The organism is Streptomyces sp. B8-7 (assembly GCF_058833805.1).
Window position 1 is genome coordinate 1 of the sequence record NZ_JBYRRL010000004.1, and the last position, 15,415, is coordinate 15,415.

13 protein-coding genes are annotated in these 15,415 nt (G+C 74.6%); 3 read left to right on the forward strand and 10 right to left on the reverse strand.

From position 1 onward, the window contains the following. Positions 1 to 426: 426 nt before the first annotated feature. Complete coding sequence (trpS, locus tag AC5K6T_RS19895; RefSeq protein ID WP_493210903.1) at positions 427 to 1,482, forward strand: tryptophan--tRNA ligase; 1,056 nt, start codon at positions 427 to 429, stop codon at positions 1,480 to 1,482. Positions 1,483 to 1,556: 74 nt separating this feature from the next. Here trpS and proC read toward each other — a convergent pair whose 3' ends face one another. The 6 genes from proC to AC5K6T_RS19925 all read right to left on the reverse strand — a co-directional run bounded on the left by proC (position 1,557) and on the right by AC5K6T_RS19925 (position 6,725). Further along, on the reverse strand, positions 1,557 to 2,366 hold the full coding sequence (proC, locus tag AC5K6T_RS19900) for a pyrroline-5-carboxylate reductase (RefSeq protein ID WP_493210905.1): 810 nt from the start codon (positions 2,364 to 2,366) through the stop codon (positions 1,557 to 1,559). A 103-nt stretch (positions 2,367 to 2,469) separates the two neighbouring features. After that, entirely contained in the window at positions 2,470 to 3,258 is a 789-nt protein-coding gene (locus tag AC5K6T_RS19905) for an ABC transporter permease (protein WP_493210906.1), read from the reverse strand. Further along, positions 3,255 to 4,067: an ABC transporter ATP-binding protein gene (locus AC5K6T_RS19910; RefSeq protein WP_493210908.1), complete on the reverse strand. Its 813-nt coding sequence runs from the start codon at positions 4,065 to 4,067 to the stop codon at positions 3,255 to 3,257. The genes AC5K6T_RS19905 and AC5K6T_RS19910 overlap by 4 nt, the downstream gene beginning before the upstream one ends. Before the next feature lie 768 nt (positions 4,068 to 4,835). Next, complete coding sequence (locus AC5K6T_RS19915; protein WP_493210909.1) at positions 4,836 to 5,606, reverse strand: class I SAM-dependent methyltransferase; 771 nt, start codon at positions 5,604 to 5,606, stop codon at positions 4,836 to 4,838. 133 nt (positions 5,607 to 5,739) lie between these two features. Next, entirely contained in the window at positions 5,740 to 6,279 is a 540-nt protein-coding gene (locus AC5K6T_RS19920; RefSeq protein ID WP_493210910.1) for an EamA/RhaT family transporter, read from the reverse strand. Positions 6,280 to 6,323: 44 nt separating this feature from the next. After that, the gene (locus tag AC5K6T_RS19925; protein ID WP_493210912.1) at positions 6,324 to 6,725 is read right to left on the reverse strand and encodes an SH3 domain-containing protein; all 402 of its coding nucleotides are present in this window, start codon (positions 6,723 to 6,725) and stop codon (positions 6,324 to 6,326) included. 323 nt (positions 6,726 to 7,048) lie between these two features. Here AC5K6T_RS19925 and AC5K6T_RS19930 point away from each other — a divergent pair, with 323 nt between their 5' ends. Next, entirely contained in the window at positions 7,049 to 9,340 is a 2,292-nt protein-coding gene (locus AC5K6T_RS19930) for a protein kinase domain-containing protein (protein ID WP_493210913.1), read from the forward strand. A gap of 334 nt (positions 9,341 to 9,674) precedes the next feature. On the opposite strand, the gene ilvD is transcribed toward AC5K6T_RS19930, so the two are convergent. The 4 genes from ilvD to AC5K6T_RS19950 form a co-directional block, all read right to left on the reverse strand. Further along, positions 9,675 to 11,528, reverse strand: coding sequence for a dihydroxy-acid dehydratase (ilvD, locus tag AC5K6T_RS19935; protein ID WP_493210915.1), 1,854 nt, complete (start codon positions 11,526 to 11,528; stop codon positions 9,675 to 9,677). Between the two features lie 412 nt (positions 11,529 to 11,940). Next, on the reverse strand, positions 11,941 to 12,546 hold the full coding sequence (locus AC5K6T_RS19940) for a TetR/AcrR family transcriptional regulator (protein WP_493210917.1): 606 nt from the start codon (positions 12,544 to 12,546) through the stop codon (positions 11,941 to 11,943). Beyond that, positions 12,543 to 13,367 carry a sugar phosphate isomerase/epimerase family protein gene (locus AC5K6T_RS19945; protein WP_493210919.1) on the reverse strand — a complete coding sequence of 275 codons (825 nt, stop codon included), beginning with the start codon at positions 13,365 to 13,367 and terminating at the stop codon, positions 12,543 to 12,545. The genes AC5K6T_RS19940 and AC5K6T_RS19945 overlap by 4 nt, the downstream gene beginning before the upstream one ends. A gap of 137 nt (positions 13,368 to 13,504) precedes the next feature. Further along, positions 13,505 to 14,434 (reverse strand): Ppx/GppA family phosphatase, encoded by a 930-nt coding sequence (locus AC5K6T_RS19950; protein WP_493210921.1) that lies wholly within the window; start codon positions 14,432 to 14,434, stop codon positions 13,505 to 13,507. A gap of 95 nt (positions 14,435 to 14,529) precedes the next feature. On the opposite strand from AC5K6T_RS19950, the gene AC5K6T_RS19955 reads away from it, so the two are divergent. After that, positions 14,530 to 15,408, forward strand: a complete 879-nt coding sequence (locus AC5K6T_RS19955) for a DUF3109 family protein (protein WP_493210923.1) — start codon at positions 14,530 to 14,532, stop codon at positions 15,406 to 15,408. The last annotated feature ends 7 nt before the right edge of the window (positions 15,409 to 15,415 follow it).

Genomic DNA, 15,415 nt, shown 5'->3' on the forward strand with positions numbered 1-15,415 from the left:
AGTGAGACTTTAGCGGATTCCCGGTTCCCGACGCTAATCGGGACCTGCGTTCTTTCGAACGCGGATTCCTCATTCCGCGCGAACGTATGCCGACGGAGCGACGGCAGCAGGGCAGGCCGACTGCGTGTCGTGGCGACTGGTTCTTGCGGAGTGGCTGTCCGGGGACCGACGGGGTCGGCGCTCACGTCGGACAACTCGGAGAACACTACGGAGCGGCTCAGGGCGTGTCAACCTGCCCCTCGCCGGGGCGGGTCGGGCGTAGTGTGGCGTCATGACCTCGCGTACGTGCACCCGGCAGTGGTGGGCCGCCTGACGGCGGCCGGACTCACGTATGCGCTCACGGCCGCCGCCTCGGCGGCCGTTCCCGTATCTCCCTCCCGAGGGCCCGGCCGGCCGGTGCGGCGGCCTCGACCAGGAGGTGGAGAGATGAAGCGGGTCTTCAGCGGGATCAAGCCGACGGGGCACCTGACGCTGGGGAACTACCTGGGCGCCATGCGGCGGTGGGCCGCGGTGGACCAGCACCGGGCCGACGCGGTGTTCTGCGTCGTCGACCTGCACGCGCTGACCGTGGACCACGATCCCGGCCGGGTACGACGGCTCAGCCGGCAGTCGGCCACGCTGCTGCTGGCGGCTGGGCTGGACCCGGAACGGTGCACGCTGTTCGTGCAGAGCCATGTCGACGAGCACGCGCGGCTGTCGTACGTCCTGGAGTGCGTGGCGACCGACGGCGAGATGCGGCGGATGATCCAGTACCGGGAGAAGGCGGCGCGGGAGCGGGGGCGCGGCGGGAGCGTGCGGCTGTCGCTGCTCACCTATCCGGTGCTGATGGCGGCGGACATCCTGGCGTACGCGGCCGACGAGGTACCGGTCGGCGACGACCAGACGCAGCACGTCGAGCTGACGCGGGACCTGGCCGTGCGGTTCAACCAGCGCTACGGGCACACGTTCACGGTGCCGAGGGCGACGCACCCGGCGGTGGCGGCGCGGGTGATGAACCTTCAGCAGCCGGCCTCGAAGATGGGCAAGAGCGACGACACGGGGCCGGGCATCGTCTACCTGCTCGACGAGCCCGACGCCGTGCGCAGAAAGATCATGCGAGCGGTGACCGACAGCGGACGGGAGGTCGTCCACGACCGGGAGGGGCGCCCGGGTCTGGCGAACCTGCTGGAGATCCTGGCCGCGTGCACCGGAGGCGACCCGGCGGAGCTGGCCGGCGCCTACACGTCGTACGGCACTCTGAAGAAGGACACCGCCGAGGCCGTGGTCGAGGTGCTGCGTCCGGTGCAGGAGCGGCATCGGGAGCTGTGCGCGGAGCCCGGGTACGTCGACGACGTGCTGCGCGGCGGCGCGGAGAGGGCGCGGGCGATGGCCCGGCCGGTCGTGGACGCCGCCTACCGGGCGATCGGACTGCTGCCGGCCGTCGGTCCGGGGGCCCGGACGGTGCGGGGGACCGCGCCGGAGGCAGGGGCCGCGGTGCGGTGAACGCAGTCGCCGGGCGCGGCCGGACGGTGTCCGGGCGCGCCCGGGGCGGCCGCGGCAGGCGGCCGCGGGCGGGGTCAGCCGGAACCGGAGGCCAGTTCGCGGCTGCGGTCGCGGGCGGCTTCCAGAGCGGCGATGAGGGCCGCCCGCACGCCGTGGTTCTCCAGTTCGCGGATGGCGTTGATGGTGGTGCCGGCGGGCGAGGTGACGTTCTCGCGCAGCTTGACCGGGTGCTCGCCGCTGTCGCGGAGCATGGTCGCGGCACCGATGGCGGACTGGACGATGAGGTCGTGGGCCTTGTCGCGGGGCAGGCCCAGCAGGATGCCCGCGTCGGTCATGGCTTCGACCAGGTAGAAGAAGTACGCGGGACCGGAGCCGCTGAGGGCCGTGCAGGCGTCCTGCTGCGACTCCGGCACTCGCAGGGTCTTGCCGACCGCGCCGAAGATCTCCTCCGCGTGGGCGAGGTGCGCCGCGGTGGCGTGGCTGCCGGCGGAGATGACGGACATGGCCTCGTCCACGAGGGCGGGAGTGTTCGTCATGACGCGGACGACCGGGGTCCCGGCGGCGAGGCGCTCCTCGAAGAACGAGGTGGGGATGCCGGCGGCGCCGCTGATCACCAGGCGGCCGGCCGGGATGTGCGGGCCGAGTTCGTCGAGGAGGGTGCCCATGTCCTGCGGCTTCACCGTGAGGATGAGCGTGTCGGCGGTCTTGGCGGCCTCGGCGTTGGTGACCGGCGTGACCCCGTAGCGGGTGCGGAGTTCCTCGGCCCGTTCCGGGCGGCGGGCGGTGACCAGCAGGTCGGTGGCGGACCAGCCGGCCCGGATCATTCCGCTGAGCAGTGCTTCGCCGATCTTGCCGGTGCCGAGGACTGCGACTTTCTGGCTCATGACTCGGGTGTCCTCCGGGTGTGCGTCGGTGCGGGTTCATCCTCGCACCGGCCAGGGCCGGGCGGGCGCCGTGTCCGCGGGGCGGGACACGGCGGTCCCGGCCTCACGCGGTGCGGCGGCGGAGGGTGGCGGCGCCGAGGCCCAGGACGAGCAGGGCGCAGCCGGCGACGATGAGGACGTCGCGGACGAAGGCGGCCGTCATGTCGGTGTGCTGGAGGACCTCGTTCATCCCGTCGACCGCGTACGACATCGGCAGCACGTCGGAGACGGCCTCCAGCGCGGGCTGCATGTTCTCGCGCGGGGTGAACAGGCCGCAGAGCAGGAGCTGGGGGAAGATCACCGCCGGCATGAACTGGACGGCCTGGAACTCGGACGCGGCGAACGCCGAGACGAAGAGGCCGAGCGCGGTGCCGAGGAGCGCGTCGAGGAGCGCGACCAGGAGCAGCAGCCAGGGCGAGCCGATGACGTCCAGGCCGAGGGCCCACAGGGAGAGGCCGGTGGCGAGGGCCGACTGGATCACGGCCAGCGCGCCGAACGCGAGGGCGTAGCCGGCGATCAGGTCGCCCTTGCCGAGGGGAAGGGCCAGGAGGCGTTCGAGGGTGCCCGAGGTGCGTTCGCGCAGGGTGGCGATGGAGGTCACCAGGAACATGGTGATCAGCGGGAAGATGCCGAGCAGCGACGCCCCGATGTTGTCGAAGGTCGCCGGGCTGCCGTCGAAGACGTAGCGCAGCAGGAAGAGCATCAGGCACGGCACGAGGACCATCAGCGCGATGGTGCGCGGGTCGTGGCGGAGCTGGCGCAGGACGCGGCCCGCGGTGGCGAGGGTGCGGGCGAGGTTGAGGGCGCCGGTGGGGGCGGGCGGGCGGACGGACGCCCGGTGCGGGGTGCTCATCGGGTGGCCTCTTTCGGGTTCGCGGCCGCGGCCGCCTCGTCGACGAGGCGGAGGAAGGCCTCCTCGACGGTGTCGGAGTGGGTGCGGGCGCGCAGCGCGTCGGGGGTGTCGTCGGCGAGGATCCGGCCGTCGCGCATGAGCAGCAGGCGGTGGCAGCGCTCGGCCTCGTCCATCACGTGGGAGGAGACCAGGATTGCGGCGCCTCGGGTGGTGGCGATGTCGTGGAAGAGGTTCCACAGGTCGCGGCGGAGCACCGGGTCGAGGCCCACGGTCGGTTCGTCGAGGACGAGCAGTTCGGGGGCGCCGAGCAGTGCCACGGCGAGGGAGACGCGGTTGCGCTGTCCGCCGGAGAGGTTGCCCGCGAGGGAGTCGGCGTGGCTGGTGAGGTCGACGTCGGCGATCGCCCGCGTGACGTCGCCGTCCCGCCGGCCGGCGGCGGCGCGGCCCGGGTCGAGGATCGCGGCGAAGTAGTCGAGGTTCTGGCGGACGGTCAGGTCGTCGTAGACGGAGGGGGCCTGGGTGACGTACCCGATCCGGGTGCGCAGGCGGGGGTGGCCCGCGGGGCGGCCCAGGACGTCCAGGGTGCCGGAGACCTTGGCCTGGGTGCCGACGAGGGCCCGCATCAGGGTCGACTTGCCGCAGCCGGACGGGCCGAGCAGGCCGGTGATCTGGCCGCGCGGGACGGTGAAGTCGAGTCCCTTCAGCACGGTGCGGGGGCCGCGGACGACCGTCAGCCCGGCGGCGTGGACGGCGGGGGCGTCGGTGGTTCCGGCGTGGCGGTCCGGTGGCCCGGACGAGGAATTCATCATGTGATGAATAATGCTCCGGCCGCAGGGTCGCGTCAAGCACGTGCGGCGGACGTACCCGTGCGCGGGCAGGTACGCGTCCGAGGTGCGGACCGGTGCGGGGGGCGTACCGGTGCGAGGGGGCGTACCGGTCGGGGTGGGTTCGCATCCGGGGTGCGTCGCGCCCGGGGCACGTTCAGGTCAGGGGAATCGGTGCCGGAGGCGCAGCGGACGCCGGACCGGGCCTAGGGCGTGTTTCGAAAGTCCCGCCTGCGGAGCGGGCCACGCGCACGGCGAGAGCGGGGCGGCGCGCACGGCGAGAGCGGGCCGCGCGCACGGTGAGAGCGGGGCGGCGCGCACGGCGAGAGCGGGCCACGCGCACGGTGAGAGCGGGGCGGCGCGCACGGCGGCGGAGGACCGGGGCCCCGCACGAGCACCCGGGAACCGCCGCCGGGCCGGTCGCCGAAGGCGGCGGGCGGGCGAAGCCACGGCCTCGGCACGGGCAGGGGCGGCCGCGGGGGGGGGGAGGGGGACGGCCGGGGACGGCGGGGCGCGGATCGTCGCGCGCGTGCTGCCGCGGACGACCGGACGGACATGCTCGGCGTCTGCGTCGAGGGGACGTGCAGCTGGACGGCGCCGTCCGCCGCGGCCTCTCCGCACCGCCCGCCGGCCGCTCGCCGGGGTCGCCGGCCCACGCGCCGGTGGGTCCGGGGGCCGAGCCGGCCCCTCCTGCCGGCCCGCACCGCGCAGGCGGGTCGGGCTTCTCGGCCCCGGGCGCGGTCTACTGACGCATCAGGGAGTGGGGCGGGCCAGGAGGAGGTCGACGTCGTAGGTCTCCTCGACCATCCCGTCGGGGAAGACCTTCAGCAGGTGCCGCCGCTCCTCGGCGAGGTAGGCGGTGCGGCGCTCCTCGGTGTCGGTGAGGAAGATCGAGTGGCTGCCGATGTTCGCGAGATGGCGGTCGACGGGCACCCGGCGGCTCCAGCGCGTCCGGCGCCGGGTGAGGTCCAGACGGCCCTCGGGGTCGGCGACACGGCTGTGGGTGCCGTGCTTCTGCTCCTCCTCGATGCCGATGCCGAAGTGGCGGGCCTGGCGGGCGCCGGCCTCGGCGATCCACGGCACGTCGAGGGCGTCGGTGTTCCACCACAGCGCGAGTGTGCCGCCGGGCCGCAGCACCCGGAGCACCTCGGGGACGGACCGGGCGGGATCGGTCCAGTGCCAGGCCTGGGCGTAGGTGACCAGGTCGACGCAGGCGGTGGCGAGCGGGAGGTGGTGGCCGTCGCCCCGGACCAGCGGCACACCGGGCAGTGCGCGGCGGAGCTCCGCGGCCATGCCCGCACCGGGTTCCACGGCGATCACGTCGGCACCGCGGGCGTGCAGCAGGGCGGTCGCCATGCCCGTGCCGGCCCCGACGTCGGCGACGCGGGCGCCACGCAGCGGGCGGCCGGCGAACTCCTCTACGGCGTCGAGGAGTTCGGGCGGGTAGGAGGGACGGTTGGCCGCGTACTGGGCGGCCGCCGTGTCGAAGGAGCGGGCGCGGTCGGCGTGGGTCGGAGCCGTCATGGCGTCATCGTGCCCCGGAAGCGGTGCACGGCGCCGCCCTTTTCGGGCCGCTTCGACGGCTCCCGGCCCGCACCGGCCGGCTCCCGGCCCCGCTCGGCGGCCGTCGGGCGCCCTCAGCGGCCTCCGGGCGCTGTCATCGGCGGCGCTTCCTGGACGGGTTGCCGGTGCGGCGGGCCGTGCGCCTGCGGTGCTGCTCCAGGGCCGCCTCGTACTCCTGGCGGTGCAGCTTCTCGCCGGGTGCCTCGGTGAGCGAGCGGAAGAACCAGGCCAGCAGCGAGCCGACGAAGCCGATGGTGAGCAGGCCGCGCAGGGAGGCCTGCCGGTCGGGGTCGGGGCGCTTGCGGAAGCCGTCCCAGGTGTGGCCGAAGGCGAGCGCGCTGCACACGGCGAACATCACGGTCACCAGCCCGGTGACGAGGCTGCCGATGTCGGCGATCCGCAGGCCGTCGTAGGCGAGGCGCAGCACCAGGCAGGAGGCGGCGGCGAGGGCCAGCGCCCCGGCACCGACCCCGGCCCGGCGCAGGGCGTAGCCGCTGTCGTGGTGCACCCACGTGGTGCCGAAGAAGCGGAGTGGTTCGGGGGCCGGGGTGCCGCCGGTGTCCCCGGCCGCGGAGCCCGCCGCCCGGTCCCGGGTGCCGTTGCTGTTCTGCTGCTCGCTCAGGTGCTCGCTCACGGTTCGATTATGGCCCGGGCCCGGGGAGCGCTCCGGTGAGGCCGTCAGAGGGCGCAGCGGGAGGCGACGTAGCCGTCCCGGCCCGTGTAGACGTACGCGTCCGAGACGAACTCGCCGACGCCGATGTTGTCCCAGATGTTGGAGGTGCCGTAGGGGCCGGTCACCGTCGTGCCCGGCGTCTGGCAGTACACCTGGACGGCGGCGCCCTCCGGCAGGACCCGGACCACCCGGTATCCGGTGCCGGGGCCGCTGCGGACGTTGAGGCGCACCCCCGGGGCGACGGGGTAGGAGGTGCGCAGCGCGGAGGCCTGCGTGGACAGGCTCCGGCCCGCGCTGTCACCGCCTTGCGCCGTCCCGGCCCCTTCGGCCGCTCCGGCCGCTCCGGCGCCGCCGGAGCCTTCCGCTCTCCCGGCCACCCCGGCTCCTTCATCGTGTTCGACCGCCATGGACCCCTCCCCCGTCGGACCCCGCCGCTGTCGCGGGGCTGTGCCGATCGCCGCACGCCGTGTACGCCGTGTACGCCGTGCCCGGCCGCACGGCATGTCCGCCGTGCCCGGTACACCCGGTACACCCGGCACACCCGGCACACCCGGCACACCCGGCACACCCGGTATATCTCCTGCATCCGCCGTATCCGCCGTGTCTGTCACGGCGAAAAGCAGACACGCGTGACGTGCACCGGGAGGCTAGCAAGCCGCCTCGGTCTCGTACGAGTCTTCGACTAGGCTCCGTGGGTCGCGCGCGCGGACGAACGGCACGGGGGTGGTCCATGGCGCCGCAGGGAAACACCGGGTCCGGCCGGGAAGCGGAACTTCCCGAGTACGCCGGTCACTATCTGCTGGAGTCCTGTCTGGGCTCCGGCGGCATGGGGGTGGTGCACCTGGCGCGGAGCACCTCGGGGATGCGGCTCGCGGTGAAGGTCGTGCATGCCGAGTTCGCGCGTGATCCCGAGTTCAGGGGCCGTTTCCGGCAGGAGGTGGCGGCCGCCCGGCAGGTCAGCGGGGCGTTCACGGCGCCGGTCGTGGACGCCGACCCGGACGCGGGACGGCCCTGGATGGCGACCCTGTTCATTCCGGGGCCGACGCTCTCCGAGCAGGTGAAGCGGAACGGCCCGCTGGAGGCCGGGCGGTTGCGGCGGCTGATGGCCGGGCTGGCGGAGGCGCTGCGGGACATCCACCGCGTCGGCGTGGTGCACCGGGACCTGAAACCGAGCAACGTCCTGCTCGCGGAGGACGGGCCGAAAGTCATCGACTTCGGCATCTCACGGCCGAAGGACAGCGAACTGCGGACCGAGACCGGGAAGCTGATCGGGACGCCGCCGTTCATGGCGCCCGAGCAGTTCCGCAGCCCGCGGGAGGTCGGCGCCGCCGCGGACGTCTTCGCGCTCGGCTCGGTGATGGTGCACGCGGCGACCGGGCGTGGCCCGTTCGACTCCGACAGCCCCTACGTCGTGGCCTACCAGGTCGTCCACGACGAGCCGGACCTGACGGGGGTGCCGGGGAGTCTGGCGCCGCTGGTGGCGCGGTGTCTGGCGAAGGAGCCGGAGGACCGGCCGACGCCGGACGAACTGATGCGGGAGCTGCGGTCGGTGGCCGCGTCCTACGACACCCAGGCGTTCGTCCCGGCGCAGCGCACGAGCGGGCCGCAGGCCCCGGGGCCGGGGGGCGCGGCCGGGGCGGGGTCCGGAGGCACGGCCGGGGCGGGGTCCGGGCCCGCCGCCGGAGCGGAGGCCGCGCCCCCGTGGGCATCCGGCTCCGGGCCCCGTTCCGGACCGGGCCCCGGCCCCGAGCCGGACCTGGGCCCCGGACCGGGCCCCGGGTCCGCTCCCGGGGCCGGGACGGGGCGGGGACGGGACGGTGCTCCGGGGGCCGGCCGCCCGGCTCCGCGCCGCCGGGGCGGGCGGGTGGCGGTGGCGGCCCTCGTGCTCGGGCTGGTCGCGGCCGGCACCGTCGTGGTGCTGGGGCGGGGGGACGGGGAACCCGCGCGGCCGGCGGCCGCCGGCTCCGGCGCCACGCCGGCCGCCACCGTGCCCGCGTGGCGCACGCCGACGGTGTCGGGCGGGCAGACGGCGCCCCACTGCTCATCCGGGGAGGCTGCACTGCTGTGCGCGCAGCCGGGCGTGGTCTTCGCCCTGGCGCCGTCCGACGGGTCGGTGCTGTGGCGTCACGCCGTCACCGAGGCCCAGGTCAGCGGTCCACCGCTGCTCACGGGCGGCCGCGTGCAGCCGATGACGGAGCGGAGCGACCGGCTGGAGGGGCTCGACCCCCGGTCGGGGACGGCGCGCTGGCAGCGGGCGGCGCCCCCGCACTCGGGGATGGCGGCGGTGGACGGCATGCTGCTGCTCACCGGCCCGGACGGCTCGGTCACCGGGGTGGACGGCGCCTCCGGGGAGACGGTGTGGCAGCACCCGGTCGCGGGAGGGGCGGCGCCGTACTTCGTGTCGTTCCCCGGTGATCCGCTGGCCTACGCGGTGGACGCGCCCGGGGACGGGACGAGCCGGATCACGGCCGTCGCGCCCGGCACGGGCGAGGTGCGCTGGGAGACCCGGCTGCAGGGCGATCTGCAGCCGGCCGGCGCCGACGGGGGCGCCCTCGTCCTGCTGGCCGCCGACCCGGCACGCGGCGAGGTGACCGCGGTCGTCCGCTACGACCCGGCCACCGGGTCGGTGCGCCGTGCCGAGCTGCCCGTGCCGCGCCGGGACCCGGCCGCCGCCGTCCACGGGAACGTGGTCCACCTGCTGTCCGCAGGCGGCTCGCTGGAGGCCGTGGACATGGCCTCCGGACGTCGGACGTGGGTGCTGGAGACCGCGGTGAGCCGGGGGTCGACGCCGGTCGTCGACGGCCGGCACCTGTACTTCACAGCGCCGGACGGGAGGCTGCTCGCCGTGGACGCGCGCACCGGGCGACTGCTCGGGCAGACGCGGCCCCGACCGGGGTCGGCGTCGGACGCCGTGCCCGCCTTCCTGCCCGTGCCGGCCGTCGGTCACGGCCGCGTGTTCGCCTCCGCTCCGGACGGCAGCGTCTTCTCGGTCCCGGCCGACGACCCGGCCCGCTGGGACTGACCCCGGGCGCGAGGCGGACCCGTCGGCGGGCCCGCGCCCTGAACGCGCCCCGGCGGGGGGGACGGCCCCGGGGGCGGGAGCCGGGTACCGGCGGAGTCCGCCCCGGCGTACCGGCGAAGTCCCCGGCCCGGACCACGCGCGGCAAAGGCCTCCGGGCGGCGCCGCACCCAGGAGCGGAGGCCGGTCCGCGCGGGCGCCGTGCCCGGCGGGGACGAGCCCGGCCGCGGGGAGGCGGCGGCGCGACGGGAGCCTCGGCGGGCCGGCCCGCGCCGCGGGGCTGCCCGTGCGGGCCCGCGGCGCGGCGGAGGCCTCCGGTGCGGGAGCCGCGGGGAGGTCAGGCCAGCCTGGTGACGTCGCGCACCGCGCCCTTGTCGGCGCTGGTGGCCATGGCCGCGTAGGCGCGCAGCGCGGCGGACACCTTGCGCTCGCGGGAGCGGGGCGTGTACGTGCCGCCCAGCTCCTGCTCGCGCCGGGCCAGTTCGGCCTGGTCGACGAGGAGCTCGATCGAGCGGCCCGGGATGTCGATGCGGATGCGGTCGCCGTCCCGGACGAGGGCGATGGTGCCGCCGGAGGCCGCCTCGGGGGAGGCGTGGCCGATGGACAGGCCGGACGTGCCGCCGGAGAAGCGGCCGTCGGTGATCAGGGCGCAGGTCTTGCCGAGGCCGCGGCCCTTGAGGAAGGAGGTCGGGTAGAGCATCTCCTGCATGCCGGGGCCGCCCTTGGGGCCCTCGTAGCGGATGACGACGACGTCGCCGTGGGTGATCCGCTGGTTGAGGATCTTCTCGACGGCCTCCTCCTGCGACTCGCAGACCACCGCGGGGCCCTCGAAGGTCCAGATGGACTCGTCGACGCCGGCCGTCTTCACGACGCATCCGTCGACGGCGAGGTTGCCCTTCAGCACGGCGAGGCCGCCGTCCTTGGAGTAGGCGTGCCCGGCGGAGCGGATGCAGCCGTGTTCGGCGTCGGTGTCGAGGGTGTCCCAGCGCTCGGACTGGGAGAAGGCCTCCGCGGAGCGCACGCAGCCCGGCGCCGCGTGCCACAGCTCGACGGCCTCCGGGGAGGGGGAGCCGCCGCGGACGTCCCAGCGCTTGAGCCAGTCGGCGAGGGAGGGGCTGTGGACGGAGTTGACGTCCTCGTTGAGCAGGCCGGCCCGGTGCAGTTCGCCCAGCAGGGCGGGGATGCCGCCGGCCCGGTGGACGTCCTCCATGTAGTACGTACGGCTCCCGGCGACGTTCGGGGCGACCTTCGCCAGGCAGGGCACGCGCCGCGAGACCGCGTCGATCTCGGTCAGACCGAAGGGGACGCCCGCCTCCTGGGCGGCGGCCAGCAGGTGCAGGATCGTGTTGGTGGACCCGCCCATCGCGATGTCCAGGGCCATCGCGTTCTCGAAGGCCGCGAAGGTGGCGACGGAGCGCGGCAGGACGGTGTCGTCGTCCTGCTCGTAGTGGCGGCGGGTGAGGTCCATCACCGTGCGGGCGGCGTCCTCGTACAGCCGGCGGCGGGCGGTGTGGGTGGCGAGGACCGATCCGTTGCCGGGCAGGGACAGGCCGATCGCCTCGGTGAGGCAGTTCATCGAGTTGGCGGTGAACATGCCGGAACAGGAGCCGCAGGTGGGGCAGGCGTTCTCCTCGATGCGGAGGATGTCCTCGTCGGAGATCTCGTCGTTGACGGCGTCGGAGATCGCGTCGACCAGGTCGAGACTGCGCACGGTGCCGTCGACGAGGGTGGCGCGGCCGGCCTCCATGGGACCGCCGGAGACGAACACGGTGGGGATGTTCAGGCGGAGCGCCGCCATCAGCATGCCCGGGGTGATCTTGTCGCAGTTGGAGATGCAGACCAGGGCGTCGGCGCAGTGGGCCTCGACCATGTACTCCACCGAGTCGGCGATCAGGTCGCGCGAGGGCAGCGAGTACAGCATGCCGCCGTGTCCCATCGCGATGCCGTCGTCCACGGCGATCGTGTTGAACTCGCGCGGGATGCCGCCCGCCTCCCTGATCGCCTCACTGACGATCCGGCCGACCGGCTGCAGGTGGGTGTGGCCGGGCACGAACTCGGTGAAGGAGTTCGCGACGGCGATGACCGGCTTCCGGCCGATGTCCGCACCGGGTACCCCGGAGGCGCGCATCAGGGCGCGGGCGCCCGCCATGTTGCGGCCGTGGGTGACAGTGCGGGACCTCAGCTCGGGCATCGTCACTCGCTCCTTCCAAGACTGCGATCTGGGACGCTTCTGACTGCTGACGAGCGTACGCCGGTCATCCAGGTGCCGGGACGCGTTGTCCGGCATACGGGACGGATGTCTCACCGGGCGTGGTCGGCCGGCCCGTGCCGGGCACCCGGCACGGGCGGCGCTCACCGGCCCGGCGGCTCAACGGCCCGGCGGCCCGGCGGGACAGCCGGACGCGCCACGGAGGCCACCGGTCCGCCGCCCCGGAACGGCGGCGGCCGGCCCCCGGCCGCCTTCGGCGGGAACAGGCCCCGGTCCCGGGCGGCGGCGAGCGGATCCCGCTCCCGCCCGGCGCGCGGGCCGCTCTGGCCACCCCGAGACCGCGACGGGCCGCCGTACGGGGGCGGCGGCCGGCGGCCGCGCCCCGGTCCCGGCCTCAGCGGCCGGTGAGGTGCCCCTGCACCGCCGCGGCGAGCCGGACGACGATCTGCTCCGGGTCCGCGGACGCCAGCGGCTCCAACTGGATGACGTACCGCAGGAACGCGGTCCCGACGAGCTGCGCGGCCGCCAGCTCGGCGCGCAGTTCGGCGTCGGGGGCGTTCAGCTCGGCGGCGATGCGGTGCAGCAGCTGGGAGGCGACGAGGCGGCGGATGACGGCGGCCGCGCTGTCGTTGTCGACGGCGGAGCGGACCACGGCGATCAGCGGCGCGCGGGTGGCGGGGTTCTCCCAGACGCCGAAGAAGAAGCGGGTCAGGCGCTCGCCCACGGTGTCCGGGGGCCCCACGGCGACGGCGTCCGCGGCGACGAGAGCGGGGGCGATGGCGTCCTCGACGGCCGCCTCGAACACCTGCTCCTTGGTGCCGAAGTAGTGGTGGACGAGGGCGGGGTCGACGCCTGCGGTCTTGGCGATGCCGCGTACGGAGGTCTTGCCGTAGCCGCGTGCGGAGAACTCCGCGCGGGCCGCGGCGAGGATCCGGTCCCGGGTGTCCGCGGACTCGGCGCCCGGGGGCCGGCCGCGGCGCCGGGAGGCCTGCTCGGTCATGGTCCGGTCACCTTCGCCGCGGACGCCAGGTGCAGCCGGGTGTAGGCCAGCGCCTCGGCGAGATCGGCCTCGCGCTCGGCGCCGGACATCGCGCGGCGGGTGTTGACCTCGATGACGACGTGGCCGTCGAAGCCGGTCAGCGCGAGCCGCTCCAGGACCTCGGCGCAGGGCTGGGTGCCGCGGCCGGGCACGAGGTGCTCGTCCTTGGCCGAGCCGCGGCCGTCGGCGAGGTGGACGTGGCCGAGCCGGTCTCCCATGCGGTCGATCATCCCGACGGCGTCGGTGCGGGCGGTGGCGGTGTGGCTGAGGTCGATCGTGAAGTGGCGGTAGTCCTCTTTGGTGACGTCCCAGTCGGGGGCGTAGGCGAGCATCTCGCGGTCGCGGTAGCGCCAGGGGTACATGTTCTCCACGGCGAACCGGACGTCCGTCTCGTGCGCCATCCGCCAGACCCCGCGGACGAAGTCCCGGGCGTACTGGCGCTGCCAGCGGAACGGCGGGTGGACCACGACCGTGCTCGCGCCGAGCCGTTCCGCGGCGGTGCGGGCCCGCTGGAGCTTGGTCCACGGGTCCGTCGACCAGACGCGCTGGGTGATGAGCAGGCAGGGGGCGTGCACGGCGAGGACGGGAACGCCGTGCTGGTCGGCGAGCCGGCGCAGGGCGTCGACGTCCTGGCTGACCGGGTCGTTCCAGACCATGACCTCGACGCCGTCGTACCCGAGGCGTGCGGCGATCTCGAAGGCCGTCGCCGTGGACTCCGGGTACACGGAGGCCGTCGACAGCGCGACCTTCGCATCCGGGATGCGCACGACTGGATCTGCCACGAGGGACAGGGTACGTGTCCTCGCGCGGTGAGCCGGGGTGATGAGCGTCCATGCGCCGCAGGACACTCCTCCCACGGAACACCCCGTTCTCCCCGTTCGGGGAGATTCCCGGCAGAACCCTCCGTCCTTCATGTCACCTAGGTGGGCATATGGTCGAGTTTGCGGAGGATGATGCCTTCCCGCAGAGCCCAGGGACAGACCTCCAGCGTCTCCACCCCGAACAGGTCCATGGCGCCCTCGGCGACCATGGCCCCGGCGAGCAGCTGGTTCGCCCGGCCCTCGGAGACTCCGGGCAGCTCGGCCCGCTCCGCCGTGGTCATGCCCGCCAGCCGCGGGACCCAGGCCTCCAGCGACTCGCGCTTGAGGTCGCGCTGGACGTACAGGCCGTCCGCGGAGCGGGCGGCGCCGCCGATCCGGGCGAGCTGCTTGAACGTCTTGGAGGTGGCGACCACGTGGTCGGGGGCCCCGAAGCGGCTGAACTCGCCCACGGTACGGGCGATCTGGGCGCGGACATGCCGGCGCAGGGCCTTTATCGCCGCGGGTTCGGGGGGATCGCCCGGGAGCCACCCCGCGGTGAGCCGGCCGGCGCCCAGCGGCAGCGACACCGCGGCGTCCGGCTCCTCGTCGATGCCGTAGGCGATCTCCAGCGAGCCCCCGCCGATGTCCAGCACCAGCAGCTTCCCGGCCGACCAGCCGAACCAGCGCCGTACCGCGAGGAAGGTGAGGCGGGCCTCCTCCGCGCCCGTCAGCACCTGGAGCGCGACGCCCGTCTCGGCGTGCACCCGCGCGAGGACGTCGTCGGCGTTGCTGGCCTCCCGCACGGCGGAGGTCGCGAACGGCAGCAGTTCCTCGACGCCCTTGTCCTCGGCCGCCTGCAGGGCGTCGTGGACGACGGCGATCAGCTGGTCCACCCCGTCGGGGCCGATGGCACCGGCCTCGTCGAGCAGCTGCGCCAGCCGCAGCTCCTTCTTGTGCGAGTGCGCGGGCAGCGGCCGTGCGCCGGGGTGCGCGTCCACCACCAGCAGATGCACCGTGTTGCTTCCCACGTCCAGGACACCGAGTCTCATGTACGGAACGCTACTGCCAGCCGGACCGTGCTCAGCCCCCCGGGACGTGAGCACGACGGTCCCGGCAGGGGTGTCCGGCGACTTACCCTGGACAGGTGCCAAAGACGAAAAAGGCGAAGAACGACAAGAAGGCCAAATCGGCCGGGGCTTCTTCGCGGGCGACAGCGCCGGAGCCGTCACGGAAGGCCCAGGAGGCCCGGACCCGCAGGGACCGGGAGCTCCGGGAGGCCGACGAGAAGGGGCTCGACTTCGCGCGCGCATGGGTGGAGTTTCCCGACCCCGCCGATGACGAGCAGGTCTTCCGCTGCGACCTGACCTGGCTGACCTCGCGGTGGAACTGCATCTTCGGCAGCGGCTGCCACGGCATCCAGGCGGGCCGTGCGGACGACGGGTGCTGCTCGCTCGGCGCGCACTTCTCCGACGAGGACGACGAGAAGCGGGTCGCCGGGTACGTGGCGCGTCTCACGCCGGAACTCTGGCAGCACCACGACGAGGGCATGCAGCGCGGCTGGGTCTGCGAGGACGACGAGGGTTCGCGGCAGACCCGCCCGTTCCAGGGCTCCTGCATCTTCCAGAACCGGCCCGGCTTCTCCGGCGGGGCGGGCTGCTCGCTGCACATCCTGGCGCTGAAGGAGGGCCGCGAGCCGCTGGAGACCAAGCCGGACGTGTGCTGGCAGCTGCCCGTCCGGCGCACCTACGACTGGATCGACCGCCCGGACGACACGCGCGTCCTGCGGATCTCCATCGGCGAGTACGACCGCAGGGGCTGGGGTCCCGGCGGCCACGACCTGCACTGGTGGTGCACCTCGGCGGCCTCGGCGCACGGGGCCGGCGAACCGGTGTACGTCTCCTACCGGGCCGAGCTGACCGAGCTGATGGGCAAGGCGGGCTACGACCGTCTCGCCGAGCTGTGCGAACAGCGCCTGGCCTCCCGGCTGCCCCTGCTGGCCCCCCACCCGGCCGACCCGGCCTGAGGACCCG

Bases quoted from the DNA above. Each gene is read 5' to 3' on its own strand.
- trpS (WP_493210903.1), top strand. From the start codon at position 427: ATGAAGCGGGTCTTCAGCGGGATCAAGCCGACGGGGCACCTGACGCTG.
- proC (WP_493210905.1), bottom strand. From the start codon at position 2,366: ATGAGCCAGAAAGTCGCAGTCCTCGGCACCGGCAAGATCGGCGAAGCA.
- AC5K6T_RS19905 (WP_493210906.1), bottom strand. From the start codon at position 3,258: ATGAGCACCCCGCACCGGGCGTCCGTCCGCCCGCCCGCCCCCACCGGC.
- AC5K6T_RS19910 (WP_493210908.1), bottom strand. From the start codon at position 4,067: ATGATGAATTCCTCGTCCGGGCCACCGGACCGCCACGCCGGAACCACC.
- AC5K6T_RS19915 (WP_493210909.1), bottom strand. From the start codon at position 5,606: ATGACGGCTCCGACCCACGCCGACCGCGCCCGCTCCTTCGACACGGCG.
- AC5K6T_RS19925 (WP_493210912.1), bottom strand. From the start codon at position 6,725: ATGGCGGTCGAACACGATGAAGGAGCCGGGGTGGCCGGGAGAGCGGAA.
- AC5K6T_RS19930 (WP_493210913.1), top strand. From the start codon at position 7,049: ATGGCGCCGCAGGGAAACACCGGGTCCGGCCGGGAAGCGGAACTTCCC.
- ilvD (WP_493210915.1), bottom strand. From the start codon at position 11,528: ATGCCCGAGCTGAGGTCCCGCACTGTCACCCACGGCCGCAACATGGCG.
- AC5K6T_RS19940 (WP_493210917.1), bottom strand. From the start codon at position 12,546: ATGACCGAGCAGGCCTCCCGGCGCCGCGGCCGGCCCCCGGGCGCCGAG.
- AC5K6T_RS19950 (WP_493210921.1), bottom strand. From the start codon at position 14,434: ATGAGACTCGGTGTCCTGGACGTGGGAAGCAACACGGTGCATCTGCTG.